Here is a 16344-nt window from a genome sequence, read left to right as displayed (position 1 = left end):
GAGCATGTGCACCTCTCCTCTGTATACAGGGAGATCAATGGTGCCAAGTCACGCGTCAGGCGGATGTCCTGGTGGTGGCGCTCATGGGTGGAACATTGACATTGATGCCGGTTGATTCGTCGTGCTGCTAGTACGCCTCCTTGTGGGGTGGGAACGTGGTGTGGGGTGTCGAGGGCATGTTGCACGCTGTTGGGTCCTGAGGGACCGGGCCGCACCGTTCGGTGTGTCTGGTTTCTTGTCGGACCCTTTCCGTCGTCCCTGAGTGGATGGTGGTGGGGTACCGCCCGTATATTGAGAACTACACAGTGGACGCGAGCATCTTAGATTCACCGGTTTACCGGTGGATCACAAAGATCTATTTATAGATCATTGGTCAATTCTGTCTCCTCTAGGGGAGGCGAAACGATTCAATCTCATGTGATTTCAAGATTCTAAGAGCAAACGGTGGATGCCTTGGCATCTGGAGCCGAAGAAGGACGTATAAATCTGCGATAAGCCTCGGGGAGCTGATAATAGAGCTTTGATCCGAGGATCTCCGAATGGGGAAACCCCGCCAGGCCCTTTGGGTGACCTGGTGACTCCCGCCTGAATATATAGGGCGGGTAGAGGGAACGTGGGGAAGTGAAACATCTCAGTACCCACAGGAAGAGAAAGCAAAAGCGATTCCGTTAGTAGTGGCGAGCGAAACCGGAAGAGGCCAAACCGATCATGTGTGATATCCGGTAGGAGTTGCATGGTCGGGGTTGCGGGACTTTCCGTACAGTTCTACCGAGCTGTGAGGGCAATGAGCGCGATATAGACGAATGGTCTTGAAAGGCCAGTCATAGAGGGTGCGAACCCCGTAGTCGAAATGTCGTCGCCTGTCCGGAGAGTATCCCAAGTAGCACGGGGCCCGTGAAATCCCGTGTGAATCTGTCAGGACCACCTGATAAGCCTAAATACTCCCAGATGACCGATAGCGGACAAGTACCGTGAGGGAAAGGTGAAAAGTACCCCGGGAGGGGAGTGAAATAGTACCTGAAACCGTTTGCTTACAAACCGTTGGAGCACCCTTGTTGGTGTGACAGCGTGCCTTTTGAAGAATGAGCCTGCGAGTTAGTGATATGTGGCGAGGTTAACCCGTGAGGGGCAGCCGTAGCGAAAGCGAGTCTTAATAGGGCGTATGAGTCGCATGTTCTAGACCCGAAGCGAAGTGATCTATCCATGGCCAGGTTGAAGCGACGGTAAGACGTCGTGGAGGACCGAACCCACTTCAGTTGAAAATGGAGGGGATGAGCTGTGGATAGGGGTGAAAGGCCAATCAAACTTCGTGATAGCTGGTTCTCTCCGAAATGCATTTAGGTGCAGCGTTGCGTGTTTCTTGCCGGAGGTAGAGCTACTGGATGGACGATGGGCCCCAAAAGGTTACTGACTTCAGCCAAACTCCGAATGCCGGTAAGTGAGAGCGCAGCAGTGAGACGGTGGGGGATAAGCTTCATCGTCGAGAGGGAAACAACCCAGACCACCATCTAAGGTCCCTAAGCGCGTGCTAAGTGGGAAAGGATGTGGAGTTGCATAGACAACCAGGAGGTTGGCTTAGAAGCAGCCACCCTTGAAAGAGTGCGTAATAGCTCACTGGTCAAGTGATTCCGCGCCGACAATGTAACGGGGCTCAAGCACGCCACCGAAGTTGTGGCATTTATATTACAGGCAGGCCTTCGTGGTCCAGCCGTATGGATGGGTAGGAGAGCGTCGTGTGGCCAGCGAAGCGGCGGTGTGAACCAGCCGTGGAGGCCACACGAGTGAGAATGCAGGCATGAGTAGCGAAAGACGGGTGAGAAACCCGTCCTCCGAAAGACCAAGGGTTCCAGGGCCAGGCTAATCCGCCCTGGGTAAGTCGGGACCTAAGGCGAGGCCGACAGGCGTAGTCGATGGACAACGGGTTGATATTCCCGTACCGATGAAGAACCGCCCAAGACAATCCAGTAATGCTAAGTGTCTGAATCCTTGATTCGATCCCTTCGGGGTGACGGTCTTGGCCTAGCACACGACCCTACGCTGAGGCGTTTAGCGTATTAACAGGTGTGACGCAGGAAGGTAGCTGAGCCGGGCGATGGTTGTCCCGGTCTAAGGATGTAGGGCAGAAGATAGGCAAATCCGTCTTCTATGTAGCCTGAGACCCGATGGGTAGTCCTCACGGACGAAATCAGTGATCCTATGCTGCCGAGAAAAGCATCGACGCGAGGTTCCAATCGCCCGTACCCCAAACCGACTCAGGTGGTCAGGTAGAGAATACTAAGGAGATCGAGAGAATCGTGGTTAAGGAACTCGGCAAAATGCCCCCGTAACTTCGGGAGAAGGGGGGCCTGAGGCGTGTAGGGATTTACTCCTGAAGCGTTTGAAGGCCGCAGAGACCAGTGGGAAGCGACTGTTTACTAAAAACACAGGTCCGTGCTAAGTCGCAAGACGATGTATACGGACTGACGCCTGCCCGGTGCTGGAAGGTTAAGAGGAACGGTTAGCACGCAAGTGCGAAGCTGAGAATTTAAGCCCCAGTAAACGGCGGTGGTAACTATAACCATCCTAAGGTAGCGAAATTCCTTGTCGGGTAAGTTCCGACCTGCACGAATGGCGTAACGACTTCCCAGCTGTCTCAACCGCGAACTCGGCGAAATTGCACTACGAGTAAAGATGCTCGTTACGCGCAGCAGGACGGAAAGACCCCGTGACCTTTACTACAGCTTGGTATTGGTGTTCGGTGTGGCTTGTGTAGGATAGGTGGGAGACTGTGAAGCTCGGACGCTAGTTCGGGTGGAGTCATTGTTGAAATACCACTCTGGTCACTCTGGATATCTAACTTCGAACCGTAATCCGGTTCAGGGACAGTGCCTGGTGGGTAGTTTAACTGGGGCGGTTGCCTCCTAAAGAGTAACGGAGGCGCCCAAAGGTTCCCTCAACCTGGTTGGTAATCAGGTGTCGAGTGTAAGTGCACAAGGGAGCTTGACTGTGAGACTGACAAGTCGAGCAGGGACGAAAGTCGGGACTAGTGATCCGGCAGTGGCTTGTGGAAGCGCTGTCGCTCAACGGATAAAAGGTACCTCGGGGATAACAGGCTGATCTTGCCCAAGAGTCCATATCGACGGCATGGTTTGGCACCTCGATGTCGGCTCGTCGCATCCTGGGGCTGGAGTAGGTCCCAAGGGTTGGGCTGTTCGCCCATTAAAGCGGTACGCGAGCTGGGTTTAGAACGTCGTGAGACAGTTCGGTCCCTATCCGCTGCGCGCGTAGGAAATTTGAGAAGATCTATCCCTAGTACGAGAGGACCGGGATGGACGAACCTCTGGTGTGTCAGTTGTTCCGCCAGGAGCACCGCTGATTAGCTACGTTCGGAACGGATAACCGCTGAAAGCATCTAAGCGGGAAGCCGGCTTCGAGATGAGATTTCCATCCCTTTTAGGGTGAAGGCTCCCGGCTAGACTACCGGGTTGATAGGCAGGATGTGGAAGCGAGGACTAAAGACTCGTGGAGCTGACCTGTACTAATAAGCCGATATCTTGAAAACACTTTGCTTGCGTCCACTATGTGGTTCCCGATATACGGTCGGGTATCAATTGAACAACCAGCTTGACTGGTCGATTCATCACAGATTTCATGCCCTGAGGGGTGTGTATGAGGTGTTTCGGCGGCCATAGCGAGAGGGAAACGCCCGGTCACATTCCGAACCCGGAAGCTAAGACTCTCAGCGCCGATGGTACTGCAGGGGGGACCCTGTGGGAGAGTAGGACACCGCCGGACTTAACTTGAGTAAACGGGGAGGCCCGTCGCATTCGTGCGGCGGGCCTTCTCGCGTTAACGGGCACGGCGCCGGCGCGAGGCATCCGCCCGCCGTCCAGGCCGTTCACATGAGGGTCGTGAGCGCGGGGATTAGGGTCGTGGGTCGTGACCGATCCCCGAGAGAACGACCATGACGATGACCGCTCCTCCGCACCCGACGCCCCGGAGACGTCGGCCGACATGCACGCCCGGACCTCTTCCGGGAATCCGGCGGTGGGCGCGGTGAGGACCGCAGGCAGGCCCGCGCCCTCCTTCATGAAGCGGTCGCCCGCAGCCGGCGCATCCCTCGGCAGGGCCCTGTCCGCTGCGCTCGTCGCGGCTGGGGTGTCCGCGATCCTCGGCCTGCTGTTCAGCGTGCTCACGGTCTTCAGCGCGAGCCAGCAGCCGGGTGTGGCCGTTCTCGTCCCGCTCCTGGACTACTGGACCGTGCACACGCTCATCTCGTTCGTGCTCCTCGCGGCTCTCGCGGGGGCCGGAGCGTACCGGCGGCTGTGGACCACGATCGTCGGCTCCGTCCTCGCCGCGATCGTGGCCGCGCTCCTCGGCAGCCTGCTCGGGGCCATGGCGCAGGGGGCGCCGCTCAAGAGCGACATCGTCGCTCCGCTCCTCGGGACCATCCTCGGCCTCAACCTCATGTTCGAGCTCGGCCTGATCCTCGCGTCCATCCTCCTGGGACGACGGATCTGGCGGCGTCTGTCCGGCGACGGCGAGGAGCGTGCGCGGGAGCGGGTCGCGCTCGTCCGCATCCCCTCGTCGCGCCTCGCCGACGGCGAGCTCACGCACGTCGATCGGCAGCCGATCGACGCCGAGCTCGCCGACCAGCAGTGGGAGCGCTACGTGCTCGCGCTCGAGGAGCACGGATGGGCCACCCGCGAGGTGCCGCCGTCGGACGCGCACCCCGACTCCGTCTTCGTCGAGGACGCCGTCGTGGTGCTGGGCGACACGGCGGTCGTGCTCACCTCCGGCGCCGAGTCGCGTCGTGGTGAGCGGCAGGGCGTGGAGCAGAGCGTCTGGGATCTCGGTCTCGACGTCGTCACCATCGACCTGCCCGCGACGGTCGACGGGGGAGACGTGCTCGAGGTCGGCAGGACGCTCTACGTGGGCAGCAGCTCCCGCACGAACCCCGAGGGCATCCGCCGTCTCCGCGAGATCGCCCGCCCGCTCGGATACGAGGTCGTCGCCGTGCCCGTGGCCTCGACCCTCCACCTCAAGACGCAGGTCACCGCGCTGCCGGATGGCACGGTCATCGGGTACGAGCCGCTCGTGGACGCAGCCCGCCTCTTCCCGTCCTTCCTCCCCGTGCCGGAGGCCGAGGGCGCTGCGGTCGTGGTCCTGGACGAGCACACGGTGCTCCTGTCCGCCGCCGCCCCGCGCACCGCCGACCTCCTGCAGACGCTCGGGTACGAGGTGGTGACGGTCGACATCAGCGAGTTCGAGAAGCTCGAGGGGTGCGTCACGTGCCTCTCGGTGCGCGTGGACTGACCCGCTGCGAGGGAGCCGCGTGCTCCATGCCGCCCGCTCCTCGACCACGAGCCCGCCCCGCATCCTCGGATGCAGGGCGGGCTCTTGTGCGTGACGCCGCCGCTGCATATCCTGAAAGGCTGCCTGGAGCGGCCATCCACATGGTCCGATCGGTGCGGCCCACACGTGAATCGCATACGCAGCCAGGGAGGGTGTCATGACCACGACATCGACGACAGACGCACGCACGCACTCGACGCCCGCAGCCGCCATCCGCGTGCGCCTCGACGGCTTCCGCCCGGAAGCCGCCCTCTAAGCGCTGCCGGGGAGGGGTGACGCCGACGCGTCGCCCGCTCCGCCGGATCCACGCCGCCGGCAGCCGCGCGGCGTGCCGACCGGGCGTGCTCGCCGGGAGGCCGCCGCGCCCTCAACCGCCCGCCGCGGGATCACGCCTCCGGTGGAGTCGCGAGCGCCTGCGTCGCCCCACCACGAACCCCGCCGTCCGCGTCCTGACGCCGACCGCCGCCGTACGACCGCCCGTCCACCATGGATCGGGTCTACCGAAGGAACGCCTCGTGCCCAGCACAACGCCCGCCGACCAGGCCGCGCCCCCCTCCGACCGCCACGGCCCCCGGCCCGGCACCATCGCGGTGCTCATGCGCCTGCTGCCGTTCGCGCGTCCCGCGATGCCCAGCATCATCGCCGGCATGGTGGTGGCCCTCATCGGCTCGCTGCTGGCGCTGATCATCCCCCAGATCCTGCGGGGCCTCGTCGACGGGCCGCTCGGCGACGGCGACGCGGCGGCCGTGGTGCCCGCCGTGCTCCTGATCCTGGGGCTCGGCATCCTCGAGGCCGCCATGATCGCCCTCCGCCGCTGGTTCGTGCTGAAGCCCGGCACGCTGATGGAGGCGGACATGCGCAACGCCTTCTACCGGAAGCTGCAGCGGCTGCCCGTGGCCTTCCACGACCGGTGGCAGAGCGGGCAGCTCCTGTCCCGCATGGTCAGCGACCTCAACCTCATCCGCCGCTGGATGGCGTTCGGCCTGGTGCTGTTCATCGTCAACATCCTCACGATCCTGGTGGGCATCGGGTTCCTGGTGTCCATCGACTGGCGCCTCGGGATCGGGTTCCTCGTCTGCTCCATCCCGCTGTGGGTCTACGGCTACCTCTTCGAGCAGAAGTACTCCTCCGTCGCCCGGCTCAGCCAGGACCAGTCGGGCGACCTCGCGACGAGCGTCGAGCAGTCGGTCCACGGCATCCGCGTGCTCAAGGCGTTCGGCCGCGGCAAGCACATGCACGACGCGTTCGCCGAGCAGGCGGAGGAGCTGCGCGGCACCGAGATCAAGAAGGCGAAGGCGATCGCCGGCATCTGGCTGTGGCTGCTGCTGGTGCCGGACATCACGTTCGCGCTCGCCCTCCTCGGCGGCGTGCTGCTCGCGTCCGCGGGCCAGATCTCGGTCGGCGACCTCGTGGCGTTCTTCGCGACCGCCGCGGTGCTGCGCTGGCCGATCGAGTCCGTCGGCTTCCTGCTGTCGATGACCTTCGACGCGCGCACGGCCGTCGACCGCTACTTCGAGGTGATGGACGAGGAGGACGCGATCACCGACCCCGACGCGCCGGCGACCATCGCGGATCCGCGCGGGCACCTCGTGTTCCGGGACGCGCACTTCCGCTACCAGGACGCCCCGGCAGGGCAGGCGGACCTCATCGACGGCATCGACCTCGAGCTGCTGCCCGGCGAGACCATGGCGCTCGTGGGCGTCACGGGCTGCGGCAAGTCGACGCTCACGGCGTTGACCACGCGGCTCTACGACGTGACGGGCGGCCGCATCGAGCTCGACGGCGTGGACATCCGCGACCTCCGGCTCGAGGAGCTCCGCAGCCGCATCGCCATGGCCTTCGAGGACGCGACGCTCTTCTCGTCCAGCGTCCGCGACAACGTCCTGCTGGGCCGCCCCGACCTCGTCGACGGCGGGCCCGAGGCGGAGCGCGTGCTGCAGGAGGCGCTCGACATCGCCCAGGCGGGCTTCGTCCGCGACCTGCCGGACGGGATCGAGACGACGGTCGGCGAGGAGGGGCTCAGCCTCTCCGGCGGGCAGCGCCAGCGGCTCGCGCTCGCGCGTGCCGTCGCCGCAGCGCCCTCCGTGCTCGTCCTCGACGACCCGCTGTCGGCGCTCGACGTCGACACCGAGGCGCTCGTCGAGGCGGCGCTGCGCCGCGTGCTCGCGTCCACCACCGCGCTCATCGTGGCGCACCGCCCCTCGACCGTGATGCTCGCGGACCGGGTGGCGCTCATGCAGGACGGCCGCATCACCGCGGTCGGCCGGCACTCCGACCTGCTCGCCACCAGCGAGCACTACCGGTTCGTCATCTCGAGCCTGGACGTGGAAGGGAACACCGTGCGCGAGGAGGCCTCAGCATGAGCGTCACCGGGGTCACCGGCGAGGAGAGGGACGACTTCTCCCGCGCCGAGAGCAGGCAGATCCGACGCCGCTCCACGCGGCTGCTCGTCAGCACCGTCCAGCCCGTCAAGCGGACGCTGATCCTCACCGCCGTCACGATCCTCGTGGCCACCGCGGCCAACGTCGCCGGCCCCGCGCTCATCGGCGTGGGCCTCGACCGCGCGCTGCCGGCGCTGCTCGAGACGGACGACCCCACGCTCCTCGCGCTCGTCATCGGCGCGTACGTCCTCGTGGCGGTCGCGGGCGCCGTGCTGGTGGCCAAGTACCAGGTGATGTCGGCGCGCATCGCGCAGGAGATCCTCATCGACCTCCGCAAGCGCATGTTCCTGCACACCCAGAAGCTGAGCCTCGAGTTCCACGAGACCTACACGTCGGGCCGCATCATCTCCCGGCAGACGAGCGACCTCGACTCCATCCGGGAGCTGCTCAACGGCGGCATCAACCAGCTGGTGCAGGGCGCGCTGTACATGGCGTTCACCGCCATCGCGCTGTTCTCCTTCGACTGGGTATCGGGCCTCGTGCTGCTCGCGGCGCTCGTGCCGCTCTTCTTCCTCAGCGTCTGGTTCGCGCTCAAGTCGCAGGCGCTGTTCCGGCAGACGCGCGTGAAGTCCGCGCGGCTCATCGTGCACTTCGTGGAGACCATGACCGGCATCCGCGCGGTGAAGGCGTTCCGCAAGGAGAAGCGGAACGCGGACGAGTTCTCCGAGCACGTCGAGGGGTACCGCGACACGAACATGCGGGTGATCCAGGTGTTCGGCGTCTTCGACCCGGGCCTCATCCTCATCGGCAACATCACGGTGGCCGTGGTGCTGCTCGTGGGCGGCCTGCGCGTGGCCGACGGTCAGCTCGGCATCGGCGCGCTGCTCGCTGTCGTGCTCTACACGCGCCAGTTCTTCGGGCCGGCGCAGGACATGGCCATGTTCTACAACAGCTACCAGTCGGCGTCGGCGGCGCTCGAGAAGATCTCGGGCGTGCTCGAGGAGGAGCCGAGCGTGCCGGACCCGGTGCGACCCGTCGACCTGTGGCACTCCACCGGCCACGTGTCGTTCGAGGGCGTCGAGTTCGGCTACGGGAAGGGCAAGACCATCCTCCCGAGGTTCGACCTCGACATGCCGGCCGGGCAGACCATCGCGCTCGTCGGATCCACGGGGGCCGGCAAGACGACGCTCGCGAAGCTCATCTCCCGCTTCTACGACCCGTCCGAGGGCCGCGTGGCGCTCGACGGGATCGACCTCCGCGACCTGCACCCGAAGGACCTGCGCCGCGCCATCGTCATGGTGACGCAGGAGGCGTACCTCTTCTCCGGCTCGGTCGCGGACAACATCGCCATCGGGAAGCCGGACGCCACGCGTGGCGAGATCGAGGAGGCGGCGCGCGCGGTGGGCGCCCACGACTTCATCGTGAGCCTGCCCGACGGCTACGACACCGACGTGAACAAGCGCGGCGGGCGCGTCTCGGCGGGCCAGCGGCAGCTGGTGTCGTTCGCGCGCGCCTTCCTCGCGGATCCGGCGGTGCTCATCCTCGACGAGGCGACGAGCTCGCTCGACATCCCGAGCGAGCGGCTCGTGCAGCAGGGGCTCACCACGCTGCTCGCGGACCGGACGGCGATCATCATCGCCCACCGGCTCTCGACGGTCGCGATCGCCGACCGCGTGCTCGTGATGGAGCAGGGACGGATCGTCGAGGACGGCACGCCCGAGTCGCTCATCCAGGGCACGGGCCGCTTCTCGCAGCTGCACGCGGCCTGGCGGGAGTCGCTGGTCTAGCGCGACCGAGCAGGGCGCCTCCCGCGCGGCAGGTGCCCTGCCCGGTGTCAGAGGTCGAGCGCGCGCGACCCGGCCGGCAGCCACGCGTGCACGGCGTCCCCGGCGGCGGCGGTCAGCCAGCCGTCGCCGCACGTCATCGCGGCCGTGGGCGACGGATCCGGCCACCACGTGTCCTGGACGGCGGGCGGGGGAGCGTCGGCGGGAGCGGCGGTGCAGCCGAGGGCGTCCGCCGGCGTCGCGGAGCGGAACGCGAGGATGGCGCCCTCGCCGCGGAGCGAGGTCTTGATGCGGACGTCGGTCGCGTCGGCGGGGATCCACGACGGGAGCCGCCCCTCGGCGTCCGCCGCCGCGGCGTAGACGCGCGCGTCCGCCGGGCTGGTCATGCCGCCGACCGTGCGGGCCGCGCCGCAGCCGCCGAGAGACAGCGCGAGGACGACGGTGATCGGGACGGCGACGAGGGAGCGGGCGGACGGGCGACGGGGCATGATCCCAGTCCAGCGGTCGAGGGTCCTCCGCCGCATCGGCTGGGAGGCCCCGGCGGTGGTCCCGGAGCATGATCCGGGCTCGGCCGTCAGGCGGACGGGGAGCAGGGCGCCGGTGTCACGGCGTGGCTCGGCGTGGCCCGGCAGCGCACGTCAGCCCGTCAGCCCGTCAGGGGAACCAGCGGGCCGCCGCCAGGTCGACGCGGTAGCCCGCATCCGTCGGCGCGTCGACGAGCGGCGTGCCCTCCGCCTCGTACCGCGGGCGCGCCTCGTCCGCGAGGCCCGTCGGCGGGTGCCCGCCCGCGCGGAGCACGCGCCACCAGGGGAGCCCGGAGCCGTGGTACCGCATCACCATCCCCACGGCGCGAGCGCCGCGACGGCCGAAGACGGCGGCCACGTCGCCGTAGGTCATGACCCGGCCGGCGGGGATCTCGGCCACGACCTCGAGGACACGATCGGTGTACTCGCCGGGCGTCGTGAAGACGGCCACGCGCTAGAGCGCCAGCGCGCCGATGGCCTCGCCGTACTGCGTCTCGCCGATGACCTCGAAGCCCACGTGCGTGAAGAAGTCCTCCGGTCCGTCCTCGCCCGGCTCCCACACCACCGTGAGGCGGTCGAACCCGCGCGAGCGCGCCTCGTCGGCGAGCGAGAGGACGGCGAAGCGGCCGACGCCGTGGCCCTGCGCGTCGGCGTCGACGTTGATGCGCCAGATGCAGCTGCGGAAGATCTCCTCGTGGGCCTCGGGGTCGAAGTTGCCCATGATGAAGCCGACGACCTCCTCGTCCTCGATCACGACGCGGGGCCAGGCGGTGGTGGGGTTGACGTACGCCTCGGCGATGGAGTGCGACACGGGGGCGACGTAGTTCTCCTGCCCCGGCTTGAGCGTCAGCGTGTTGGCCGCCACGATCGTGCGGGCGCTCAGCTCTTCGAGTCTCATGTCGCTCATGGGCACAGGGTATCGCCCGGCGCCCGGCCGGACCAGGACGGCGCGGGCCCCGTCCGATCGCGGGATCGGGGATGTCTCGATGTCGAGACAACGGCCTCGGCGGGTAGGCTGGCCGACGGATCCACCGGCGACGAGCCGGACCCGCCGCGCGCCGACGGAGACGCGCGGACGGAGGGCACCGACGAGCATGAGGAGGACTTCGTGGAGAAGATCAAGGTAGAGGGGACCGTCGTCGAGCTCGACGGCGACGAGATGACGCGCATCATCTGGCAGTCCATCAAGGACACGCTCATCCACCCGTACCTCGACATCGACCTCGAGTACTACGACCTGGGCATCGAGAAGCGCGACGAGACCGACGACCAGATCACGATCGACGCGGCCAACGCCATCAAGAAGCACGGCGTCGGCGTCAAGTGCGCCACGATCACGCCCGACGAGGCGCGCGTCGAGGAGTTCGGCCTGAAGAAGATGTGGCGCTCGCCGAACGGCACCATCCGCAACATCCTGGGCGGCACGATCTTCCGCGAGCCCATCATCATCAGCAACATCCCGCGCCTCGTGCCCGGATGGAACAAGCCGATCATCGTCGGCCGCCACGCGTTCGGCGACCAGTACCGCGCCACCGACTTCCGCTTCGAGGGCGAGGGCACGCTCACGATGACCTTCACCCCGAAGGACGGCTCCGAGCCGCAGCAGTTCGAGGTGTTCCAGAGCCCCGGATCCGGTGTCGCGATGGGCATGTACAACCTCGACGACTCGATCCGCGACTTCGCGCGCGCGTCGCTGTCCTACGGCCTCGCCCGCAACTACCCGGTGTACCTCTCGACGAAGAACACGATCCTCAAGGCCTACGACGGCCGCTTCAAGGACCTGTTCCAGGAGGTCTTCGAGGCCGAGTACAAGGAGCAGTTCGACGCCGCCGGCCTCACGTACGAGCACCGCCTCATCGACGACATGGTCGCCGCCTCGCTCAAGTGGGAGGGCGGCTACGTCTGGGCCTGCAAGAACTACGACGGCGACGTGCAGTCCGACACCGTGGCCCAGGGCTTCGGCTCGCTCGGCCTCATGACGAGCGTGCTCACCACGCCCGACGGCAAGGTCGTCGAGGCGGAGGCCGCGCACGGCACCGTCACGCGCCATTACCGCCAGCACCAGCAGGGCAAGCCCACGTCGACGAACCCCATCGCGTCGATCTACGCCTGGACCCGGGGCCTCGCGCACCGCGCGAAGCTCGACGGCAACGACGCGCTGAAGACGTTCGCGGACACCCTCGAGGACGTCGTCATCACGACGGTCGAGAGCGGCAAGATGACGAAGGACCTCGCGCTCCTCGTCGGGCCCGACCAGCCGTACCAGACGACCGAGGAGTTCCTCGCGTCGCTCGCGGACAACCTGCAGACGCGCCTGGCCTGATCCCGCGGACGTCCTCGCGACGCCGCCGCACGCCGAGAGGCCCCGCCCCCGATACGGGGGCGGGGCCTCTCGCGTCCCCGGCCGGGCCTCGCGTGTGCAGAGGGCCGACGGGTGCCGCGGCTTCCTCCCTACGGTTCTCCCCAACGCGTCGACGACGCGAGTCCGCGACGGCGGCGACCGCCGTGCCGCGCACGTGGTGCGCCGCGGATCCGGATGCCGGTCAGCCGGCGACAGGAGGGAACAGCCATGCCCATCCACCTCGACCCGATCCCGCCCGGCGGGAGGCGTCGCCTCCCCGGGGCCCGGCCCATGGCGGCCTGCACGCTCGCGCTGGCGCTCGTCGTCGCCGGGAGCACCGCGGCCGGTGCCGCCACGATCCCGCGGGCCAGCCTGCCGGCGGAGGCCGGGGACGGCCACTACCTGGTGACCCTCAAGGACCAGCCCGCCGCGACCTACGACGGGACCCTCGACGGGCTCGCGCGCACGAAGGTCGACGCCGGTGCGCGCCTCGACGCGCAGTCCGACGTCGTCCAGCGATACACCGACCACCTCGCGAAGGCGCAGCGCTCGGTCGCCGACTCGATCGGCGTCACGCCGACGCACGAGTACTCGCTCACCACGAACGGCTTCTCCGCCGACCTCACCGCGGCGCAGGTCCGAGCGCTCGGCCGCTCCGCCGACGTCCTGAGCGTCGAGCCCGACCAGACCGTGCACACGCAGTCCACCCCGGCGACGCGCGCGCTCGGCCTCGAGGGCGACCACGGGCTGTGGGCGGCCGCGGGCGGGGCGGACAAGGCGGGCGCCGGCACGGTGATCGCCGACATCGACTCCGGCATCGCCCCCGACAACCCGTCGTTCGCGGGCAAGGCCCTCGCATCCACCCCGGGCGACGAGCCCTACCTCGACGGCACGGGCATCGCGTTCCGGAAGGCCGACGGCAGCGTCTTCCACGGGACCTGCCAGACCGGCGCCGGCTTCACCGCGGCCGACTGCTCGACGAAGCTCATCGGCGCCCGCTACTTCATCGCCGGGCGGGACGCGTCCAAGGACCCGCTCGGCCCGCAGGAGACGCGCTCGGCGCGCGACGCAGGCGGGCACGGCACCCACACGGCCAGCACGGCCGCGGGGGACGCGGGCGTCACGGCCACCATCCAGGGGCGCGTGCTCGACACGATCTCGGGTGTCGCCCCCGCCGCGAAGATCGCCGCCTACAAGGTGTGCTGGCAGGGGCCCGACCCGACCGTCGAGACCGACGACGGCTGCCAGGCGTCCGACGTCATCGCCGCGATCGACCAGGCCACGGCCGACGGGGCGGACGTCATCAACATGTCGCTCGGCGGCAGCGGGAAGTCACCGGACGCCTGGCAGCGCGCGCTCCTGGGCGCCGCGAGCGCCGGCGTCTTCGTCGCCGCGTCCGCGGGCAACAGCGGACCCGACGCGGGCACCGTCACGAACCTCGACCCGTGGATCACGACCGTCGCGGCCAGCAGCGTGCCCGACAACTACTCGGCCACCGTCACGCTCGGCGACGGCACCAAGCACTCCGGAGGATCCATCACGGTGCCGACCACGGTCACGGGCCCGCTCGTGAGCGCGGCGGCCGCCGGCGTCGCCGGGGCGAAGTCGCCGGAGCTGTGCGGGAAGGGGACGCTGGATCCGGCGAAGGTGAAGGGCCGCATCGTGCAGTGCGACCGCGGCGTGTCGGCCCGCATCGACAAGAGCGCCGAGGTGCTGCGCGCGGGCGGCATCGGCATGATCCTCACCAACGTGAAGGCGGACTCCGAGGACCTCGACACGCACACCGTGCCGACCGTCCACGTCGACGTCGACGCCCGGCCCGCGATCGTCGCGTACGCCGCGAAGGCCGGCGCCACCGCGACGCTCACGCCCGGCAACACCTCGGGCGTCGTGCGCCCCGCTCCGCAGGTCACCGGCTTCAGCTCGCGCGGGCCCGACCTGCCGGACGGCGGCGACATCATCAAGCCCGACATCGCCGCACCGGGCTCCGGCATCCCCGCGGCCTACGCCGACATCGACGGCAAGCCGGGCTTCGCCGTGCTCTCGGGCACGTCGATGTCGTCGCCGCACATCGCCGGGTTCGCGCTCGACTACCTCGGCATCCACCCGAAGGCGTCGCCCGCGGAGATCAAGTCGGCGATGATGACCACCGCGACGGACACGGTGGACGCCAAGGGCCAGGCCGCCCCCGATCCGTTCGCGCAGGGCGCCGGCGAGATCGCGCCGGCGCGGTACCTGCACCCCGGCCTCGTGTACCCGAGCGGCCCGAAGGACTGGGCGGGCTACGCCGCGCAGACCGGCCTGGAGCTGCCGCATCCCGCGGCGGCCGTGCCGGTGTCGCAGCTGAACCTGCCGAGCATCGCGGTCGGGAAGCTCGTCGGCAGCACCACCGTCACGCGCACGGTGACGTCGCAGGCGGCTGGCACCTGGACCGCGTCCGTGCAGGGCGTGGCCGGCGCGGACGTGAAGGTCAGCCCGGCGAAGCTCACCTTCACGGCCCCCGGGCAGACGCGCTCCTTCCAGGTGCGCATCACGACGAAGGCCGGTACGGCCACGGGCTCGTGGTCGACCGGGTCGCTCACCTGGACGGGCCCCGGCGGCACCGTCCGCAGCCCGGTCGCGGTGCGGCCGGAGGCGGTCGAGGCCCCGGCCCGCGTGTCCGGCAGCGGGACCGCCGGGAAGGTCGCCGTGCCGGTGACCCCCGGCGTCTCGGGCCGGATCGCGCTCACCGCCTCCGGGCTCGCGAAGGGGGAGGTGCTGCACGCCGCGTCGGGCACCCCGTCGGGTCCGAGCGGATCCCTCGCGAAGGACGAGGGGCTGGAGCTCCCGTTCACCGTCGCCGCGGGGGAGGATGCGCTGGTGCTCGACGCGACCCCGCGTGACGGCGCCTCCGACCTGTCCCTGCTGCTGCAGAGCGTCGGAGCCGACGGCACGCGCAAGGTCGTCGACATCCAGGAGACGTCGTCGCCGTCCGAGCGCATCGTCGTGCCGGCGCCCCCGGCCGGGAAGTACGTCGCGACCCTGGAGGCGGAGTCGGTCGCCGGGACGGCGCAGAAGGCCGACGTCGACCTGACCCGCTACGACGTCACGGCGTCGGGCGGGCAGGGCTCGTTCGCGGTGTCGCCCGCGCAGCTCCCCGTGACGCAGGGCCGGAAGGTCACGTACACGGCGTCGTGGTCCGGCCTCGCGGCGGGGTCCGCGTACGTCGGTCTCGTGACGTACGCGGGATCCGACGCCTCGACGCTGGTCGACGTCACGACGCCGGCCGCCGCCGCCGCGCCCGTCGCCAGCGCGCCACCTGTGATCAGCGGGACGCCGGACGTCGGGCAGACGCTGACGGCCTCGACCGGCACGTGGACCCCGGTGGGCACGACCTTCGCGACGCAGTGGCTGTCGGATGGGAAGCCCATCCCGGGCGCGACGGCCTCCGTGCTCCGCGTCACGTCGAAGCTGTCCGGGACCGCGCTCACCGCGCGCGTCACGGCGACCGCGCCGGGAGGCGCGACGGCGGACGCCACGAGCGCGCCGGTGACGGCGCGGTACGCGGCCGACGTGCGGATGACGCTCACGACTCCGGCGGGCGCGCCGTCCGGATCCGCGTGCATCGACGTGTCCGTGCGGAGCGGCGCGCGCGCGGCGGCCACCGGCTCGGTGACCGTCCCCGTCGGCGACCGCACCTTCACGGTGCCGCTGGACGGGTCGGGGTCGGGGCACCTGGACGTGTCCGGGATCCAGCCGGGCGACTACTCGGTCCGGGCCTCGTACGCGGGTGACGGCGTGGTCGGCGCCGGCACGAGCCCCGCGCGGAAGTGGCACGTGGCGGGCTGATCCGCAGGTGAGACGGAGGGGCGGGTGCCGACGGCACCCGCCCCTCCCGCGTGCCCGGGGCGATGCGCGGCGCGCGCGGTGTCGCGCGGATCCGGCCGGACGGGATGCTGGAAACCTGCCGTGCGCGGGGCATCGGCACAGACTCACTTCGG

General features: G+C 68.4%; 8 protein-coding genes and 2 rRNA genes. 7 read left to right on the top strand and 3 right to left on the bottom strand.

Annotation, left to right across the window (positions count from 1 at the left end):
- The first annotated feature begins 421 nt into the window (after window positions 1-421).
- From ACU4ZT_RS13435 to ACU4ZT_RS13415, 5 genes are all read left to right on the top strand, one after another.
- Window positions 422-3541, top strand: a 23S ribosomal RNA gene (locus ACU4ZT_RS13435).
- Window positions 3542-3657: 116 nt separating this feature from the next.
- Window positions 3658-3774, top strand: a 5S ribosomal RNA gene (gene rrf, locus ACU4ZT_RS13430).
- Window positions 3775-4137: 363 nt separating this feature from the next.
- Window positions 4138-5295, top strand: a complete 1158-nt coding sequence (gene ddaH, locus ACU4ZT_RS13425; RefSeq protein ID WP_445337348.1) for a dimethylargininase — start codon at window positions 4138-4140, stop codon at window positions 5293-5295.
- Window positions 5296-5930: 635 nt separating this feature from the next.
- Entirely contained in the window at window positions 5931-7697 is a 1767-nt protein-coding gene (locus ACU4ZT_RS13420; RefSeq protein WP_175345497.1) for an ABC transporter ATP-binding protein, read from the top strand.
- Window positions 7694-9502, top strand: a complete 1809-nt coding sequence (locus ACU4ZT_RS13415) for an ABC transporter ATP-binding protein (protein WP_445337347.1) — start codon at window positions 7694-7696, stop codon at window positions 9500-9502. Before ACU4ZT_RS13420 ends, ACU4ZT_RS13415 begins: the two co-directional genes overlap by 4 nt.
- Before the next feature lie 47 nt (window positions 9503-9549).
- Here the strand turns inward: ACU4ZT_RS13415 and ACU4ZT_RS13410 are convergent, their stop codons facing one another.
- The 3 genes from ACU4ZT_RS13410 to ACU4ZT_RS13400 all read right to left on the bottom strand — a co-directional run bounded on the left by ACU4ZT_RS13410 (window position 9550) and on the right by ACU4ZT_RS13400 (window position 10930).
- Window positions 9550-9987 carry a hypothetical protein gene (locus ACU4ZT_RS13410; RefSeq protein ID WP_254654520.1) on the bottom strand — a complete coding sequence of 146 codons (438 nt, stop codon included), beginning with the start codon at window positions 9985-9987 and terminating at the stop codon, window positions 9550-9552.
- 166 nt (window positions 9988-10153) lie between these two features.
- The gene (locus ACU4ZT_RS13405) at window positions 10154-10474 is read right to left on the bottom strand and encodes an MGMT family protein (RefSeq protein ID WP_063071658.1); all 321 of its coding nucleotides are present in this window, start codon (window positions 10472-10474) and stop codon (window positions 10154-10156) included.
- Window positions 10475-10477: 3 nt separating this feature from the next.
- A complete protein-coding gene (locus tag ACU4ZT_RS13400) occupies window positions 10478-10930 on the bottom strand; it encodes a GNAT family N-acetyltransferase (protein WP_043673388.1) in 453 nt (150 codons plus the stop codon).
- Between the two features lie 201 nt (window positions 10931-11131).
- Here ACU4ZT_RS13400 and ACU4ZT_RS13395 point away from each other — a divergent pair, with 201 nt between their 5' ends.
- Entirely contained in the window at window positions 11132-12346 is a 1215-nt protein-coding gene (locus ACU4ZT_RS13395; protein ID WP_045529537.1) for an NADP-dependent isocitrate dehydrogenase, read from the top strand.
- A gap of 246 nt (window positions 12347-12592) precedes the next feature.
- Window positions 12593-16192 (top strand): S8 family serine peptidase, encoded by a 3600-nt coding sequence (locus ACU4ZT_RS13390; RefSeq protein WP_445337346.1) that lies wholly within the window; start codon window positions 12593-12595, stop codon window positions 16190-16192.
- Window positions 16193-16344 lie beyond the last annotated feature (152 nt).

The organism is Clavibacter davisi, assembly GCF_052751415.1.
This window is presented reverse-complemented; position numbering and strand designations above follow the sequence as displayed.